15 protein-coding genes are annotated in these 16229 nt (G+C 75.5%); 10 read left to right on the top strand and 5 right to left on the bottom strand.

What is annotated here, in order from left to right; all coding sequences use genetic code 11:
* Positions 1 to 141: 141 nt before the first annotated feature.
* From OO57_RS01635 to pyrE, 5 genes are all read left to right on the top strand, one after another.
* Positions 142 to 1311, top strand: a complete 1170-nt coding sequence (locus OO57_RS01635) for a pyridoxal phosphate-dependent aminotransferase (RefSeq protein ID WP_033250459.1) — start codon at positions 142 to 144, stop codon at positions 1309 to 1311.
* 462 nt (positions 1312 to 1773) lie between these two features.
* Entirely contained in the window at positions 1774 to 2397 is a 624-nt protein-coding gene (locus OO57_RS01640) for a DUF2617 family protein (RefSeq protein ID WP_051776347.1), read from the top strand.
* A gap of 79 nt (positions 2398 to 2476) precedes the next feature.
* The gene (locus OO57_RS01645; RefSeq protein WP_081973393.1) at positions 2477 to 4198 is read left to right on the top strand and encodes a hypothetical protein; all 1722 of its coding nucleotides are present in this window, start codon (positions 2477 to 2479) and stop codon (positions 4196 to 4198) included.
* A gap of 417 nt (positions 4199 to 4615) precedes the next feature.
* The gene (locus OO57_RS01650; protein WP_081973394.1) at positions 4616 to 5497 is read left to right on the top strand and encodes a CoxG family protein; all 882 of its coding nucleotides are present in this window, start codon (positions 4616 to 4618) and stop codon (positions 5495 to 5497) included.
* Between the two features lie 34 nt (positions 5498 to 5531).
* Positions 5532 to 6068 carry an orotate phosphoribosyltransferase gene (gene pyrE / locus OO57_RS01655; protein ID WP_030905690.1) on the top strand — a complete coding sequence of 179 codons (537 nt, stop codon included), beginning with the start codon at positions 5532 to 5534 and terminating at the stop codon, positions 6066 to 6068.
* Positions 6069 to 6209: 141 nt separating this feature from the next.
* Here pyrE and OO57_RS01660 read toward each other — a convergent pair whose 3' ends face one another.
* Positions 6210 to 6932, bottom strand: a complete 723-nt coding sequence (locus OO57_RS01660; RefSeq protein ID WP_033250382.1) for a DedA family protein — start codon at positions 6930 to 6932, stop codon at positions 6210 to 6212.
* A 268-nt stretch (positions 6933 to 7200) separates the two neighbouring features.
* On the opposite strand from OO57_RS01660, the gene fbaA reads away from it, so the two are divergent.
* Together fbaA and OO57_RS01670 are read left to right on the top strand one after the other, a co-directional pair.
* Positions 7201 to 8223: a class II fructose-bisphosphate aldolase gene (gene fbaA, locus OO57_RS01665; protein ID WP_033250383.1), complete on the top strand. Its 1023-nt coding sequence runs from the start codon at positions 7201 to 7203 to the stop codon at positions 8221 to 8223.
* A gap of 127 nt (positions 8224 to 8350) precedes the next feature.
* Positions 8351 to 8776: a DUF3151 domain-containing protein gene (locus OO57_RS01670; RefSeq protein WP_033250384.1), complete on the top strand. Its 426-nt coding sequence runs from the start codon at positions 8351 to 8353 to the stop codon at positions 8774 to 8776.
* 68 nt (positions 8777 to 8844) lie between these two features.
* On the opposite strand, the gene OO57_RS39045 is transcribed toward OO57_RS01670, so the two are convergent.
* Positions 8845 to 10617, bottom strand: a complete 1773-nt coding sequence (locus OO57_RS39045) for a WD40 repeat domain-containing protein (protein WP_051776351.1) — start codon at positions 10615 to 10617, stop codon at positions 8845 to 8847.
* Between the two features lie 141 nt (positions 10618 to 10758).
* Between OO57_RS39045 and OO57_RS01680 the strand changes: the two genes are divergently transcribed.
* The gene (locus OO57_RS01680; RefSeq protein WP_063737473.1) at positions 10759 to 11544 is read left to right on the top strand and encodes a hypothetical protein; all 786 of its coding nucleotides are present in this window, start codon (positions 10759 to 10761) and stop codon (positions 11542 to 11544) included.
* Positions 11545 to 11616: 72 nt separating this feature from the next.
* Here the strand turns inward: OO57_RS01680 and OO57_RS01685 are convergent, their stop codons facing one another.
* Together OO57_RS01685 and OO57_RS01690 are read right to left on the bottom strand one after the other, a co-directional pair.
* Positions 11617 to 12177, bottom strand: coding sequence for an SUKH-4 family immunity protein (locus tag OO57_RS01685; protein WP_033250386.1), 561 nt, complete (start codon positions 12175 to 12177; stop codon positions 11617 to 11619).
* Between the two features lie 30 nt (positions 12178 to 12207).
* Positions 12208 to 13332, bottom strand: a complete 1125-nt coding sequence (locus tag OO57_RS01690) for a nucleic acid/nucleotide deaminase domain-containing protein (protein WP_033250387.1) — start codon at positions 13330 to 13332, stop codon at positions 12208 to 12210.
* A gap of 125 nt (positions 13333 to 13457) precedes the next feature.
* On the opposite strand from OO57_RS01690, the gene OO57_RS01695 reads away from it, so the two are divergent.
* A complete protein-coding gene (locus OO57_RS01695) occupies positions 13458 to 14324 on the top strand; it encodes a nucleic acid/nucleotide deaminase domain-containing protein (protein WP_033250388.1) in 867 nt (288 codons plus the stop codon).
* A 162-nt stretch (positions 14325 to 14486) separates the two neighbouring features.
* Entirely contained in the window at positions 14487 to 15335 is an 849-nt protein-coding gene (locus OO57_RS01700) for a DUF3152 domain-containing protein (protein WP_033250389.1), read from the top strand.
* 22 nt (positions 15336 to 15357) lie between these two features.
* On the opposite strand, the gene OO57_RS01705 is transcribed toward OO57_RS01700, so the two are convergent.
* Entirely contained in the window at positions 15358 to 16170 is an 813-nt protein-coding gene (locus OO57_RS01705) for a maleylpyruvate isomerase family mycothiol-dependent enzyme (RefSeq protein WP_033250390.1), read from the bottom strand.
* Positions 16171 to 16229: the final 59 nt, after the last annotated feature.

Raw genomic sequence — 16229 nt, forward strand, 5'->3', positions numbered from 1 at the left:
CCGGTGCGGCGGGCCGACCGGATCGCGGACGGGCACTCCCTCGCCGGGGCCCGCCGCGCCCTCCCCTCCGGTGAGGCACCCTCGACGGCCGCCGCGGGCCCCTGGATGATGGCCTCCGACACCCTTCGCGAGGAGCCACCGATGAGCACGAGGCCGCTGCTGAACCGCAGTCTGGCGGGCATGGGAACGACCATCTTCGCGGAGATGTCCGCCCTGGCCACCGCCACCGGATCGATCAACCTCGGCCAGGGCTTCCCCGACACCGACGGGCCCGAGGAGGTCCGCGAGGCCGCGGTGCGGGCGCTGCGCGCGGGCCTCGGCAACCAGTACCCGCCCGGGCCCGGCATCCCCGAGCTGCGGCAGGCGGTCGCCGAGCACCAGCAGCGGTTCTACGGCCTCACCTACGACCCCGACACCGAGGTGCTGGTCACCGCCGGAGCCACCGAGGCGATCGCCGCCGCGCTGCTCGCCCTGCTGGAGCCCGGCGACGAGGTGATCGCCTTCGAGCCGTTCTACGACTCCTACGCCGCCTGCATCGCGATGGCCGGGGCCCGGCGCGTCCCGCTCACCCTGCGCGCCCCCTCGTTCCGCCCCGACCTCGACGAGCTGCGCTCGCTGATCACCCCGCGCACCCGCCTCCTGCTGATCAACACCCCGCACAACCCGACCGGCACCGTCCTCACCCCCGAGGAACTCGCCACCCTCGCCGAACTCGCCGTCGAACACGACCTCCTGGTCGTCACCGACGAGGTCTACGAGCACCTGGTCTTCACCGGCACCCACCACCCGCTGGCCGCCCTGCCCGGCATGCGCGAGCGCACCGTCGCCATCTCCTCGGCCGGCAAGACCTTCTCCTTCACCGGCTGGAAGGTCGGCTGGGTCACCGGCACCCCCGAACTGGTCGCCGCCGTCCGCACCGCCAAGCAGTACCTCACCTACGTCAGCGCCGGCCCGTTCCAGTACGCCGTCGCCGAGGCCCTGCGACTGCCCGACAGCTACTACGCCGACTTCCGCGCCGACCTGCACCGCAAGCGCGACCTCCTGGTCGGCGGCCTCACGGCGGCCGGCTTCCGGGCCTTCGAACCCCAGGGCACCTACTTCGTCACCACCGACATCACCCCCCTCGGCGAGAAGGACGGCCTGGAGTTCTGCCGCGCCCTCCCCGAGCGCTGCGGCGTGGTCGCCATCCCCAACGCGGTCTTCTACGACGACGCCGAGGCCGGTCGCAGCCAGGTCCGCTTCGCCTTCTGCAAGCGGGTGGAGGTCCTGGAGGAGGCGGTCTCCCGCCTGCACGCCCTGCGCACCGGCTGACCCGCCCGGGCCGCCGGTCGGCCCTCCGCGGAACCCTCCGAGGCCGACGGCACCGGAGGCACCGGGCTGCCCTCGGCGAGGTGGTCGAAGAGCCCCGCCGGTGCTCCGCGCCGACCGGCGGAGGGGCGGACGGCGAGGGCCGGGCGCGGGCGCGCGAGGGGCGTGACACCGGCGTGCACGGCGCGCGACACCGGCGCGGGAGAGCGCGGTGGGCAGAGTGCAACTCGGGACCGATCACACCCAGTCGGACACGGGCCCCAGAACGGTGAATGAGTGGCAAACATGGGTAAATCCCCGACGGACCCGGAGAATTCGTGCTTCTCTGCTGCTGAATCTCCAGCCGGAATCCTTCCTTCCACGGTCGGCCGCGCCCCGGATCGGACAGTCTCGAACAGCCTCACGGATGAGGGCGGACTCCGGTCGCAGCGGGGGCGCGCACGGAGCTGAAACGCGGAGCCGAGCATGCTCACCACCCTGCAGACCTCCTACACGGACACCCGCGCCGGCGACCTGGCCTGGCAGCTGGGCGGCGAGCCGCTGCCCGCGCTGGCCGTCCGCGACCTCAGACTCGACGGCGCCTGCGGTGCCCCGGACGGCCTCCGGGGCACCCTCCAGCTGCGGCTGCTGGGCGCCTCGCACCAGGTGGTGCTGGCGGCCGGCCCGGGCGACTGCCTGGAGACGGTGGCCTGCCTGCCGGGCCGCCGCACCCCGCTGCCCGCCCGGGTCGCGGAGCAGGTGGCGGGCTGGGAGTACGAGTTCGCCGCCCGGATCGAGGAGCTGCCGCCGCACGTGTTCGCGGCCCGGGCGCAGGAGCTGCTGGCCCTGGTCGAGGGGCACCCGCGGGCGCTGGCGGGCGTCTTCCCGGGCGACCCGAGCGCCTTCACCGCCCTGGTCGCGCACTGCGAGGACCGCCGGGTGCACTGGCGGACCTGGCACGCCTACCCGCAGGAGGGCCGGCTGGTGTGCACCCGGTCCTCGCTCTCGCTGCCCGGCACCGGCCGCCCCGAAACCTCCCGGGCCGCCGACGGCGCCGCCGCGTCGGCCGCGGCCACCGCAGCGGCCGCACCGGCGCAGGTGGGGTGGTGAGCCGGCGTCAACCCGGCACCCCGGCCTGTCCCCCGGATGGGTGCAGCCATTCACCCGGGCTCTCGCCTAGCGTTCATTCATGATCAACCACCCGGTCGGACGGCCCGCGCAGCCGGCTCCGGACGCCACCGCTCCCCCGCCCGCGGCCGCCCCCCGGCCCACCGCCCCCCGCGCCGCGGGCCCCGGCGGCGCGGTCCGGGCCGGCGGCGCCGTACCGCTGGCCCTGGCCCCCCGCCCGGCCCGCGTGCTGGTCCTGCTGGCCGCGTTCGTCTGCGCGGCCTGCGGCCTGGTGTACGAGCTCGAACTGGTCGCCCTGGGCGGCTACCTGCTGGGCGACTCGGTCACCCAGACCTCCGTGGTGCTCTCGGTGATGGTGTTCGCGATGGGCGTCGGCTCGCTGCTCGCCAAGGGCCTCACCCGCCGCCCGGCCACCTCCTTCGCCCTGGTCGAGTACGCGCTGTCGCTGGTCGGCGGCCTGTCCGCGCTCGCCCTGTACTGCGGCTGGGCCTGGCTGCACCAGCCGCGCGCCACCCTGGTGGCGCTGATCGCCGCCACCGTGCTGATCGGCCTGCTGATCGGCGCGGAGATCCCGCTGCTGATGACGCTGATCCAGCGGATCCGCCGGGAGCACGCCGGCCGCGCCGTCGCCGACCTGTTCGCCGCCGACTACGTGGGCGCGCTGGTCGGCGGCCTGGCCTTCCCGTTCGTGCTGCTGCCCGCCCTCGGCCAGACCGCCGGGGCGCTGCTGACCGGCGCGGTGAACGCGGTGGCGGGCGCCGTCGTGGTGCTCTGGCTGTTCCGCGCCGAGCCCGCCCCGCGCACCCGCCTGCTGCTGTGGACGGGCTGCGGCCTGGTGCTGGCCCTGCTCGCGCTGGCCGCCGCCTGCACCGGCGCGATCGAGCGCGCCGCCCGGCAGGCGCTGTACGGCGGCCCGATCCGGTTCGCCGCCCAGAGCCGCTACCAGGAGATCGTGCTGACCGGCGGCCCGACGGCCCCGGCCGGGGAGGCCCCCGCCGGGGAGCCCTCCGCCGAGGACGCGCCCCGGGTGCCCCGGCAGCGCACCGCCCCGCCGCTGGAGCTGTTCCTGGACGGCCGGCTGGCGGTCTGCGGCCCCGGCGAGTACCGGGAGCACGAGGCGCTGGTGCGCCCCGCGCTGGCCGTCGGGCCGAGCGGGCGGGTGCTGGTGCTGGGCGGCGGCGACGGCCTGGCGCTGCGCGAGGTGCTGCGCCACCCGGCGGTGCGCAGCGTGCTGGTGGTCGAGCGCGACCCGGCGCTGCCCGCGCTGGCCCGCCGGGACGCCGCGCTCGCCGCGCTCACCGGGCACGCCTTCGACGACCCGCGGGTGCGGCTGCTGCGGGCCGAGCCGATGGGCTGGCTGCGCGGCTCCGCGGACCGCTTCGACGTGATCGTCTCGGACCTGGACGGCGCGGCCGAGGGCGGCAAGTACCGTTCCCGCGAGTTCTTCGGCCTGGCCGCCCGGCGGCTCGCCCCGGCGGGGCGGCTGGCGGTCCGGGCCGGGGCGCCGGACGACGGGCTGTGGACGGCCGAGTCCGGCCTGGGCGCCGTCGGCCTGGCCGCCGTCGCCTACCAGGGCGGCGCCCCGGCCGCCGCGGACTGCGGGCGGCCCGGCCCCGCCCCGGCGTTCCTGCTGGCCGCCCGCGCCGTCCCCGTCCTGGACCTGGCCCCGGACGCCCCGGCCCCGCGCTCGCTCACCGTGCCCGCCCTGCGGGCCTCCGGGGCCCGCCTGGCGGCCGCCCGCCCGTCCCCGCTGCCGCCGCCGCACACCCTGCTCGGCCCCTGACGGCGCCCGCCCCCGCGCGCCCGCGCACCCACGGGGCACCCGGCCGCCGAGCGGAACGACCGCCCCTGCCCGCACCGGCGACGGCGGGCCCGACCGGAGCAGCCCCGGACGGACGCCCGGGCCCGGCACCTCGCCGACGGCCGACCGTCCCGGCCCGCGCCGGGGCCCCGGAGCGCTCCCCGCCCCCGGGACGCCCCCGCCCGGCCGCCCGGCCGCTCGCCGCCCGTCCCCGCCCCTCCCGTCCCGTCCCGTCCCGTCCGGGCCCTGAAAGCGCTTCCCGCGCCGGGGAGTTCGGTGCGGGCGGCGAGGGGCCGGGGCCCGTGCTCCGGGTGCGCGGTGCGTCCATTGGCGGGTTGGTCGTCCCGGCTTCGCGTGGAGGACTCGGCACGGCGGCGGGCGGTCGGTAGGCTCGCCGGTATGGAGCATGAGGTTGTCGTCCCGGTGCCCGCCGAGGTGGTCCGGGAGGCGCTGGTGGACCGCGAGCTGGTGGCCCGCTGCGTGCCGGGGCTGAGCGCGGTCGCGTCGGCGTCCGCGGAGGCGGACAGCCGGCTCAGGGTCCGGATCGCCGGGTCCACCATCACCTTCGCCGGTCGGCTGACCGTCGGCGTCTGGCAGGGCGACGCGCTCGACCTGCGGCTGAGCGGCGAGGAGATCCGCGGCGCGGCCCCGGTCGCCGCCGAGCTGCGGATCACCCTGGCCGAGCGGACCGGCGAGACCGCGATCCGCTTCACCGCCGCCCTGACCGCGTCCGGGCGGCTGGCCGGCTTCGAGGACGAGGCGCTGGAGTCGACCGGCCGCCGGCTGATCGACCGGGCGGTGGCGGCGCTGGTCGCCGAGCTGTCCGAGCCCGCCGAGCACGACGACGACGAGGAGTCGGACGGCGACCCGGCGGAGGGCGCAACCGTGGTCTTCCTGGACGACCGCGACCGCGGCCAGGACCTGGACGACGACCTGTCCGACCTGATCTCCTTCGACGACGCGGACGACCTGCCCGCCCCCGTCCCGGCCGCCCCGCGCCCGGAGCCCGCCGGGTACGACCAGGAGGGCGCCCCGGTGCGGCGCAGCATCGTCGGCCGCTCCGCCGAGGAGGTCGACCACGCCCCGCCGCACGGCCGGTACGCGCCCGCCCTGCCCGCCCACAGCGCCCGCGCCCGGGCCGCCTCCCGCTGGGGCGGCGCGGAGCCGACGCTGCTGCCGGGCGCGCACGGCGACCGCAGCGCGCTGCCGTGGATGATCGGCGGCGGGGTGGCGCTGATCGGCGGCGCGGTGGTGCTGGTCCGGGCCCTGCGGCGGCGCTGAGCGGCCTGCCGGGCACCCACTAAGCTGGCTGTCCATGAGCAACGACCGCGACGCCCTGCTGGCGCAGATCAAGGACAAGGCCGTCGTGCACGGCAAGGTCACCCTCTCCTCCGGCCGGGAGGCCGACTACTACGTGGACCTGCGCCGGATCACGCTGGACGCCGAGGCGGCGCCGCTGGTCGGCAAGGTGATGCTGGACGCGGCCGCGGACCTGGAGTTCGACGCGGTGGGCGGCCTGACCCTGGGCGCCGACCCGGTGGCCGCGGCGATGCTGCACGCGGCGGCGGCCCGCGGCCGGAAGCTGGACGCGTTCGTGGTCCGCAAGGCGGGCAAGGCGCACGGCCTGCAGCGCCGGATCGAGGGCCCGGACGTGAAGGGCCGCCGGGTGCTGGCGGTGGAGGACACCTCGACCACCGGCGGCTCGGTGCTGACCGCGGTCGAGGCGCTGCGCGAGGCGGGCGCCGAGGTGGTCGGCGTCGCGGTGATCGTGGAGCGCGGCGCGGCCCCGGCGATCGCCGAGGCGGGCCTGCCGTACGTCACCGCGTACACCCTGGACGACCTGGGGCTGTGAGCGGCTGAGTCCGCGGCACTCCGTTCCACGTGGAACAACGGCTCCCGCGTGGAACGACGGCTCCCGCGTGGAACAACCCCGCGTGGAACGACGGAGAGGGCCCCGACCACCACCCGGTGGTCGGGGCCCTCTCCGTCGTGCTCAGCTCTTGCGGTGGCGGCCGCTGGAGACCGGCTCGCTGTCCGCGCCGGGGCCGTCCGTCGGGACGCCCTTCTTCTTCCGCCGCTCGCGGATCACCTCGACGGCGATCGGCGAGACCGAGAGCAGGACGATCAGCACCGTCGCGAGCAGCAGGTACTTGTCGATCACCCCGGCGAGCTGGTCACCGGCGAAGTAGCCGATCAGCAGCATCGCCTCGGTCCACAGCACGCCGCCGACGACGTTCCAGAGGAAGAAGGTCCGGGCGGGCATCTGCAGGGTGCCGGCGACGGGGTTGAGGAAGGTCCGCACGATCGGGATGAAGCGGGCCATGACCACGGCCTTGGCCGGGCCGAACTTCTCGAAGTACTCCTCGGCCTTCTCCACGTACTCGGGCCGGAAGATCTTCGAGTTCGGCTTGTCGAACATCCGCGGGCCGATCTTCTGGCCGAGCAGGTGCCCGAGCTGGGCCCCGGCGATGGCGCACAGCGGGGCGCCGATCAACAGGGCGACGATGCTGAACTGGGCGTCTTCGCCGAGGATCTTGGCGGCGGCGCTGGAGGAGGCGACGCCGGCCAGGATCAGCAGCGAGTCACCGGGGAAGAAGAACCCGACCAGCAGGCCGGTCTCGGCGAAGACGATCGCCAGGATCCCGATGACGCCGACGGAGGCGATGAGCGACTTGGCGCTGAGTACGTTGACGGCGAGCTGGAGGTGTTGGTCCACGGGCGCAGGATAGCCCGTACTGCTTTGCGAAGCCTTAACAGATGGGCCCGAACCGTCCCGTCCCGGGCCGCCGGAGGGGTCGCCGTCCCAAGTGGCGGGCCGCTGGGTGTGTCCCGAGGGGGAGTCTGGGAGGATGGCCGAGGTGTCCGGCCCGCGGTCGAGCTGCCACCCTCTCTCGCTCGTACCGCACCGATGTCGTGAACCACAGGCGTATCGAGCCTTCGGACAGCGTCGTCCGATCGCCCCACACCGACAGGAGCGGATCCGCATGCCCATCGCAACTCCCGAGGCCTACAACGAGATGCTCGACCGGGCCAAGGCAGGCAAGTTCGCCTACCCGGCCATCAACGTCACCTCGACGCAGACCCTGCACGCCGCGCTGCGCGGCTTCGCCGAGGCCGAGAGCGACGGCATCGTCCAGATCTCCACGGGTGGTGCGGAGTTCCTGGGCGGTCAGCACAACAAGGACATGGTGACCGGCGCGGTCGCGCTGGCCGAGTTCGCGCACATCGTCGCGGCCAAGTACGACATCACCGTGGCGCTGCACACCGACCACTGCCCGAAGGACAAGCTGGACGGCTACGTCCGCCCGCTGCTGGCGGTCTCCGCCGAGCGCGTGGCCCGCGGCGAGAACCCGCTGTTCCAGTCGCACATGTGGGACGGCTCGGCCGAGACCCTGGCCGACAACCTGGCCATCGGCCAGGAGCTGCTGGCCCAGGCCGCCGCCGCCAGGATCATCCTCGAGGTCGAGATCACCCCGACCGGCGGCGAGGAGGACGGCGTCACCCACGAGATCAACGACGAGCTGTACACCACCGTCGCCGACGCGGTGCGCACCGCCGAGGCGCTCGGCCTGGGCGAGAAGGGCCGCTACCTGCTGGCCGCCTCGTTCGGCAACGTGCACGGCGTGTACAAGCCCGGCAACGTGGTGCTGCGTCCGGAGCTGCTCGCCGACCTCCAGGCCGAGATCGGCAAGAAGTACGGCAAGCAGGACCCGTTCGACTTCGTCTTCCACGGCGGCTCCGGCTCCACCGAGCAGGAGATCCTGACCGCGCTGGAGAACGGCGTCGTCAAGATGAACCTCGACACCGACACCCAGTACGCCTTCACCCGCCCCGTCGTGGACCACGTGTTCCGCAACTACGACGGCGTGCTGAAGGTCGACGGCGAGGTCGGCAAGAAGAACACCTACGACCCGCGCACCTGGGGCAAGCTGGCCGAGGCCGGCATGGCCCACCGCGTCACCGAGGCCGCGCAGCAGCTGCGCTCGGCCGGCAAGCGCATGAAGTAGGGCGCTGCCGCTCCACGGTGCCCCCGCCCCCGGAACGCCCGGGTGCGGGGGCACCGGCACGTCCGGGCCCGGCCGCCCCCGGCCGCCCCCGGCCGTCCCGCGGGCCCGGATGGCAGACTGGCACACCATGGAGATGCACAAGAACCTGCTCGACGGCCCCGCGCCGACCCTCCTCCCCGAGGAGGAGCAGCCGTACCGGATGCTCGCCGAGGAGTCGGCCTCGCCCACCCAGGTCGCCGCGGAGTACCCGACGTTCTGCCTGGCCTGGGCGATGCTGGCGGACGACGCCTTCACCGCCGGTCGGACCGTGGAGTCCTACGCCTACGCCCGCACCGGCTACCACCGCGGCCTGGACGCGCTGCGCCGCAACGGCTGGAAGGGCCACGGCCCGGTGCCGTGGGAGCACCGCGGCAACCGCGGCTTCCTGCGCTGCCTGGCGGCGCTCGCCCGGGCCGCCGGGGCGATCGAGGAGACCGAGGAGGAGGCCCGCTGCTGGCAGTTCCTGAAGGACAGCAGCGCCGAGGCGTACACCGTGCTCAAGCAGGAGCACTAGGACGCAGGGCCCGGACGAGACGGGCCGCTCCCCGCGCGGGGGGCGGCCCGTCCGCGTGTCCGGGCGGGTCAGTCCCGCAGGTCGAGGGCGACCGGGCCGTCGTCCAGGCCCGCCAGCAGGACGCCGCCGGCCAGTGAGAGGCCGGTGGCCGGGGAGCCCAGGCGCAGGTCGAGCACGCCGTCGGGCCGCTGCGGGCGGCGGACCCGGACCAGGCCGTCCGCCCAGGCGACGGCCAGCACCGGCCCGTCCGGGCCGGCGTCGAGGGCGAGCGCGGTGACCGGGCAGGGCCGGTGGTCGGCGGGCTCGGGCATCGGCGCGGAGCCCGGCCCCCAGAGCCGGACGGCGCCGTCCAGGCCCCCGCTGGCCAGCAGCGGGACGCCGGGCGCCGCCGTACCGACCGCCAGCGCGGTGACCGGCCCGGTGTGCAGCTTCTCGCCGAGCACCCCGCCGCCGGGCCGGTACCAGTGCACGCCGCCGCCGCTGTCGCCGAGCGCCGGGGCGGCGTCGGGCAGGTCGGGGGAGGCGGCCAGCACGAGCGCCTCGCCGTCGACGGCGGCGGCCAGCCGGGCCAGCGCCTCGTCCAGGGCGTACGGCTCCAGGCCGGGGCCGGTGGGGCCGGGGGTGAGCAGTTCGGTGCCGCCCCAGGCGTCCAGCAGGACCAGGCTGCCGCCGGGGGTGGCGGCGAGGGCGCGCAGCGGCTTGGGGCCGGGGACGGCGATCCGGCCGAGGACGGCGCCGTCGGCCGGGGAGAGCGCGTGCACCGCGCCGGTGGCGTCGGCGAGCAGCCAGCGGCCGCGGAGCGGTCCGGCGCCGGGGGCGGTGGCGGCCGGGGCGGGGCCGCGGCGGGCCCAGCGGGCGGCCCAGCGGCCGGGGGCGGCGGCGAGGCGGTCGGCGGCGAGGGCCGCGGCGGGGTCGGCGGGCTCGGTGCCGAGCAGCCGGGTGCGCAGCTGGTGGGCCCGGACGGCGGGCTCGGGGGTGTCGACCAGGGCCGGTCCGGCGGCCCGCCAGGCAGCGTCCAGGGCGGCGGGGGCGGCGCCCGGGGCGGCGGCCTCCAGGGCGGTGGTGACGGCGACCGGCTCGGCGAGCACGTACAGCAGCGGGTCGGCGGCGAGCGGGCCGAGGTCGCCGGAGCGGGCCGCGGCGGCCCACAGGCCGGTGAGCAGCTCCGGGCCGGCGGCGGGCAGGTCGGGCGCGCCGGTGGCGGTGCGCGGGGCGCGGGCCAGCAGCTCGGCGGGGCCGGGCGGCGGGGGCGGCGCGGCGCCCAGCGCCCGCCCGGGGTTCGGGTACCCGGCGGGGTCGTGGCCCTCGCGCCCGCACCAGGCGTCCCAGCGGGCGCGGTCGGTCCAGCGGGGGTCGTCCAGGTCGAGTTCGGCGGGTTCGGCGACCGCGGTGAACGCGAGGTCCGCCGTCGCCTCGACCACCAGCCGCAGGTGCGGCAGCCCGAGCAGCGGGTCGAGCAGTTCGGCCACCAGCCGGGCCGGGTCGGCGGCCCGGTCCAGGTCGGGGACGCAGAGCACGGTGGGCCGCGGGTCCGCGGCCAGCCGGTCGAGCAGTTCCCCGGGGGTGCGGGCGGAGACCTCCAGCTGCCGGGCGAGCTGCCAGACCGCGGCCCGGACGCCGCAGCCCTCGGCGGGCAGGAAGGCGTTGACCCGGCGGCCCGGCGGGGCGGCGGGGTCTGTGCCGCCCGCCACCAGCCAGGCCAGCAGGTGCGTGCGGCCGCTGCCCGGGGAGCCGGTGACCCGGCACAGGCGCGGCGCCCGCGCGTCCCCCAGCCAGCCGAGCAGGGCCGCGCCCGCGGCCCTGCGCCCGGCCCGCAGCGGCGGTATCCGGTGCTCTTCCATCCGTGGCCCCCGTCCCGTCCTGTCCTCGTCGCTGTCCGCTCCGGAGCCTACCCACCGCCGGGGCCCGCCGGGGCAAGGGAGTTGACCGGATCTCGTCGCAGCCTGAATAGTCGTCACCGGGAAACGGGGAGAGGGGGACGCATGGGCGTCGTACTGCCGGACGAGCTCGCCTGGGTGCTCGACCTGATCGGGATCAACTGGCCCAACGTGGACGAGGACGAGTACCGGGCGATGGCGGACGAGCTCCGCGAGCTCGCCTCCTCGCTGGCCGAGGACCGGGACGCCCTGTCGAGCGCGGTGGGCGGCCTGATGGAGCTGAACCAGGGCGCGGCCGCGGACGCGTTCCGGGCCCAGTTCGACAAGGTCGTCGGCACCCACCTGCCGCAGGTCGGCCAGGCGCTGGAGGTGTTCGCCTTCGGGCTGGACGGCGCGGCGGTGGTGATCACCGGCGCCAAGATCGCCGCCATCGTCCAACTCGGGATCATGGCGGCCGAGTTGATCGCCGCCCAGGCGGCCGCGCCGTTCACCCTCGGGCTGTCCGAGCTGGGCGCGGTCGGCGCCACCCAGGCGACCAGGATCATCGTCAAACGCCTCCTCAAGGAGGCCGAGCAGCAGCTGCTGTCGGAACTGATGTCGCTGGTCGAGGGCCCGGTCTTCGCGGCGCTCGGCACCATGGCGCAGGACCTGGTGGTGCAGCTGGCGATGAACGCGGTGGGCGCCCAGGACGGGATCGACCTGAACCGCACCGCGAAGGCCGGGGTGGACGGCTTCAAGGACGGCGTGCAGCAGTCCGTCGACCAGGTGAAGGGCTACGCCGACGACCCGGCGGGCGCCGCCCGGCAGTTCGGGCAGAACGTGGTGAGCGGGGCGGCCGCGAACCACGGCGCGGCCCCGTCGGGGAGCGTGCCGCCCCCGCGCGGCGCCTGACGGCGCGTCGGGCGCCGCGCGGGGCCCGGGCCCGAGCCCGAGCCCGGGTTCGGGCCCGGGCCCGTACCGCGGTCACAGCATCGGGTAGGACTCCATGTACGCGTTCCAGAACTGCGCCCCGCTCTCGAACGGCAGGCGGTCCCAGGCGGTCACGTCCTCGCGGATGATCTCCTCGACCTCGGCCCAGTCGTGGGGCGTCGGGTCCTCCTCCGGGAGCGGCTTCTCGACGGCGACCTTGTACACCAGGTAGCTCAGCGAGGAGAGGTCCTGGTGGATCAGCTCGTACTCGACCTCCGCGTCCGGGTCCGAGACCCAGATCGTGCCGTCGTCGAGCCGGACGTAGACGTCCGCCTGGTAGAGCTCGCCCAGCGGCTGCATCCTGCCGTGCGGGGTGTCGACCGGCTCCGGGCCGACCTCCTCGGCGAAGGCCGTCTCCGGGCTCGCCGGGTCCCGCTCCGCCAGGTCGGGCAGGATCCGGAACAGCCCGTCGGAGTACGGCACTCCGAACCGCACGGCGAACCGGGCGTCCTCCGGGTCCGGCCAGATCCGCGCGGCGGCGTCCGGCCGCAGCCGGAGCAGGTCGCCCGGCGTCGCCTCCTCGGCGATGCCCTCCCAGTCAACCGATACCAGCACTTGTCGCTCCTCCCGTCCGGGTCACCGACTCTACTTGCCCTTCCGGGCCCGCTTGGGCGGACGCTCGCCGTCCGCCTCCTGCTTCGCCTTCGCCTCGGCGGCGGCCTCGGCGGCGGCCTTGTTCTGCTGGCCCTGCGCGTCGAAGTCGTGACTGCCCATGGTGCCGCCGTAGTCGCCCGCCGCGTGGTCCTGCTTCAGCTGGGCGAGGTACGCCTTGTGGGCCCAGTCGCGGTCCTTCTGCGGCAGGCCGCTGTCGTACTCGACGCCGTGCGAGACCGCCAGGTCGGAGTTCTTCGACGTGAAGTGGCGCTCCAGCCAGCGTTCGCAGTTCGCGGTCGCCTGGCAGGGCGCCCGTTCCGTGTAGAGCGCCTGGACGTTCCCCTCCTTGCCGTCGAGCAGCGGTTTGCCGATCGACCGCTCGGAGTGGCTGCGGAGGTTGCTGCTGCGGCCGACCAGGATGAAGTCGTGGTCGTTCTTGGTGTCCTGGTAGTGGAGCGACGCGTAGTTCTTGCCGCCGTAGTTCTTCTCGGCCCGCCGGGCCTCCTCCACCGCGCTGGAGAGCTCGGTCGGCGCGCTGATCTTGTTGCTGGTGACCTTCTCGTTCGGCTTGGACGGGTCCTCGCTGGCGTTGTAGTCCTTCCCCATCTTGTCCTTGGAAGGGCCCTTGGCCTTGCCCGTCTTGGGGTCGACGAGGTCGTGGATGCCGGACTTGTCCTTCGGGTCCAGGTCGTGGAGCTTGCCGTTCTTGATCTCCTGGACCCGGCCGTCGTCGTGGATGTAGTACTTGGGGCGGCCGCGGTCCGAACCGCCCGGACCGCCGGGGCTGCCCGGCGTGCTCCCGCGGGCGGTGAGGCGCTGGAGCTCCTGGCCGAGGCGCTCGTCGTGCTCGCGGTGGTTCTGGTTGGTCTTCCGCAGGCCCTTGGAGGCCTGCGAGGCGTGCTCCGCCAGCTTGTCGATGGCGCCCTCGACGCTCTGCAGGGCGGTGCTGGCGGCCCTGGAGACCACCTCGCCCAGCCGGTCGCCGCGCCCGGCCGCCTTCGCCCGCGCGTGGCCGTCGCCGAGCTTGCGCTTCTTGGAGCTCAGCTTCGTGTGCATCTGTTCGAGGTGGGCCGCGGCCCGATCCACACTGTCGTAGTCGTGCACGATGTCGCTCACGTCAACCCCCGTCCTGCTCAGCGCAGTTGCCGCCCCGGAAACGGGCGCCCACCGCATCATCGCACCGATCCGCCGGTTGTCACCGGCCCGCACCCGACCCGACGCCCCGCGCATACACTGCTGCCATGACCGCAGCACTCGCCCAGCGCCTGATCGAACGCTTCGGCCCCGACGGCCTCCGCCGCCCGGACGCTGCCGAGTTCGCCCGCACCGACGCGCCCGCCGAGGCGGCCGCGCTGCTGGCCGCCACCGGGCTCCCGGTGCAGGTCGGCCCCTACTTCCGCACCGCGGCCGAGGACGCCCTCGCCCTCGGCGACCTCACCGTCGGCCGCGGCCGGCCGGGCCCGCGGAACGGCGAGGAGCGCTGGGCCAGGCTCGGCACCGACCGGGGCTCCGAACTGTGCCTGGACCCGCAGGGCCGCGTCTGGTCGGTCTTCGTCGACCTGGAGGAGCCGTCCGTGCTGGTGAACACCAGCCTGGAGGCCTTCCTCTCCTCGCTCGCCGAACTCGACCGCACCCTGGCCGCACTGGCCGCCGCCGAGGACCCCGACCAGGTCTTCGCCGAGTTCAGCACCGTCGAGAGCCGGCTGCGCGCCACCGACCTGCGCGCCTTCGAGGACGACGAGCTGTGGTGGCCCCGGGTGCTGGAGGACGTCCGGCACACCCGCGGCGTGCCGAGCTACGCCGCCTTCAAGTTCCTCGACCCCGCGGGCGAGGCGCAGATCCTCACCGCCGACGGCGGCCTCGCCCTGCACGCCGAGGAGGCGCTCTGGCAGCGCGCCCGGGCCCTGGGCGTCGACGGCGAGCAGGTCGTCGAGGTCTACACCGAGCTGCAGGCCTGCTTCATGCCCGGCCACTACTGCTCGGTGTGGATGGCCCGGACGTTCCCGCGGGCCTCGTTCACCCACAGCCACGACTACGGCGACACCGCCGCCGAGCGCGAGCAGGGCATCCGCGAGCTCGCCGAGGCGCTCACCGCCCGCAACGACTGAGCCGACGGCGGCCTCTGGGCGCTCCCCGGCCGGGCACCGTTCCGGATCGGGACGTTCCGGGAACCACGCCGGGCCATACCGCGTATGTTCACGGTGGGCACGTTCGTTCGAACGCGCCGCCGCACCGCGGTACCGCCCCGCCGCCGTCCCGAGGAAGTCCAGATGCGCGCAACCGACCGGTCGTCCCGCCGGGCCGCCCGCCGACGGCGGCAGCGGGCCGTCGTCCTGGGCTGCGCCGCGCTGCTCGTCGTCCTGGGCGCAGGCGGGTACGCCGCCCTGTCCCCGGACGCCCCGCGGACGGCCTCCGCCGGGCCGACCACCCAGGCCCGGGCCGTCCCGCCGCTGACCGAGCAGTCCGCCGCACCGGGCCCGGCCGCGTCCGGACCCGCGCCGTCCACCGCCCCGCCGTCCACCGCGCCGCCGAGCAGCGCCCCGCCGGAGGTCGTCGAGCACGGCGACGGCAGCTTCACCACCGCCAGTGCCTCCGGCGGCCGGGTCGGGACCGGCAGCGTCCTGCGCCGCTACCGGGTGGAGGTGGAGAACGGCATCGGCATCGACCCGAACACCGCCGCGGCCGCCGTCCAGGCCGTGCTGTCCGACCCGCGCAGCTGGACCACCGACGGGCGGGACAGCTTCCAGCTGGTCTCCTCCGGCACCTACGACTTCACCGTCAAGATCGCCTCCCCCGACACCGCCGACGCGATCTGCGCGACCGGCGGCCTGGACACCCGCGGCGAGGTGAACTGCGACGTCGGCAAGCAGGTGGTGGTCAACGCCAAGCGCTGGCTGACCGGTTCGCCGGAGTTCGACGGCAGCCTGGACGACTACCGGGCCCTGATCGTCAACCACGAGGTCGGCCACCGGATCGGCCACGGCCACGAGACCTGCCCGGGCCCCGGCAAGCCCGCCCCCGCGATGATGCAGCAGATCTACGGCCTCAAGGGCTGCACCGCCAACGCCTGGCCCTACGACGCGAAGGGGACGTACCTCAGGGGCCCGTCCGTCCCCTGAGGCACCCCGCGGAGTCCCGCGCTCAGCCCAGCACCGGCAGGTACCCGGAGAGGTCGCTGCGCTCGCCGCTCGCGGTGAGCGCGGTGTCCAGCACGTCGGCCCAGGCGAGGCGGCCGGTGGCCAGCCGGATCCAGGTCAGCGGGTCGGTCTCCACCACGTTCGGCGGGGTGCCCCGGGTGTGCCGGGGGCCCTCGACGGCCTGCACCACCGCGTACGGCGGGACGCGCAGCTCGACCGCGCCGCCCGGCACCTGGACGGCGAAGGCGTCGGCGAGCAGCCGGGCGGTGGAGGCCAGCGCGAACCGGTCGTGCGGGAAGGCGTCCAGGCCCAGCGCGGCGGCCAGGTCGTCGGCGTGCACCACCGTCTCGACCAGCCGGGTGACCAGGAAGTCCGCCAGCGGCATCGGGCCGAACCGCATCGGGATGACCCGGCCCGGCTCCCGCCCCTCGTCGCTGTCCAGGGCCTTCCACAACTCGCCGATCTGCCGGTCGAGTTCACCGGACACCTGGGCGGCGTCCCCGGCGAACTGCTCGGCCACCAGCTCGACCGCGGTGGAGTTGATCGCGGCGGCCGCGGTGCGGGTGTTCGCGGCCCAGTGCAGCGGGGTGATCGGGGCCTGCGGCGGCAGCGGGTCGTGCAGGTGCAGCGGCACCCAGCTGGCCACCATGCCGAGGTGGGCGACGAGTTCGCGCACCCGCCACTCCCCCAGCCGGGTGGGGCGGGCCAACCGGGCGTCGTCCAGGGCGCGGACGGCGGCGGCGATCGCGTCGAGCTGCCCGGCGAGTGCGGCGCGCACCTTCACCGGGTCGTGGGTTCGGGGCTTCACGGTGGGCATGCCCGCAGCGTACAAAACCCGGCGGGGCGGGTGGTCCGGGAGCACCGGACCAACCGCCC

It is taken from the genome of Kitasatospora phosalacinea (assembly GCF_000717185.1).
GTDB lineage: Bacteria > Actinomycetota > Actinomycetes > Streptomycetales > Streptomycetaceae > Kitasatospora > Kitasatospora phosalacinea_A.

Bases quoted from the DNA above. Each gene is read 5' to 3' on its own strand.
- OO57_RS01635 (WP_033250459.1), top strand. From the start codon at position 142: ATGAGCACGAGGCCGCTGCTGAACCGCAGTCTGGCGGGCATGGGAACG.
- OO57_RS01640 (WP_051776347.1), top strand. From the start codon at position 1,774: ATGCTCACCACCCTGCAGACCTCCTACACGGACACCCGCGCCGGCGAC.
- OO57_RS01645 (WP_081973393.1), top strand. From the start codon at position 2,477: ATGATCAACCACCCGGTCGGACGGCCCGCGCAGCCGGCTCCGGACGCC.
- OO57_RS01650 (WP_081973394.1), top strand. From the start codon at position 4,616: ATGGAGCATGAGGTTGTCGTCCCGGTGCCCGCCGAGGTGGTCCGGGAG.
- pyrE (WP_030905690.1), top strand. From the start codon at position 5,532: ATGAGCAACGACCGCGACGCCCTGCTGGCGCAGATCAAGGACAAGGCC.
- fbaA (WP_033250383.1), top strand. From the start codon at position 7,201: ATGCCCATCGCAACTCCCGAGGCCTACAACGAGATGCTCGACCGGGCC.
- OO57_RS01670 (WP_033250384.1), top strand. From the start codon at position 8,351: ATGGAGATGCACAAGAACCTGCTCGACGGCCCCGCGCCGACCCTCCTC.
- OO57_RS39045 (WP_051776351.1), bottom strand. From the start codon at position 10,617: ATGGAAGAGCACCGGATACCGCCGCTGCGGGCCGGGCGCAGGGCCGCG.
- OO57_RS01680 (WP_063737473.1), top strand. From the start codon at position 10,759: ATGGGCGTCGTACTGCCGGACGAGCTCGCCTGGGTGCTCGACCTGATC.
- OO57_RS01695 (WP_033250388.1), top strand. From the start codon at position 13,458: ATGACCGCAGCACTCGCCCAGCGCCTGATCGAACGCTTCGGCCCCGAC.
- OO57_RS01700 (WP_033250389.1), top strand. From the start codon at position 14,487: ATGCGCGCAACCGACCGGTCGTCCCGCCGGGCCGCCCGCCGACGGCGG.
- OO57_RS01705 (WP_033250390.1), bottom strand. From the start codon at position 16,170: ATGCCCACCGTGAAGCCCCGAACCCACGACCCGGTGAAGGTGCGCGCC.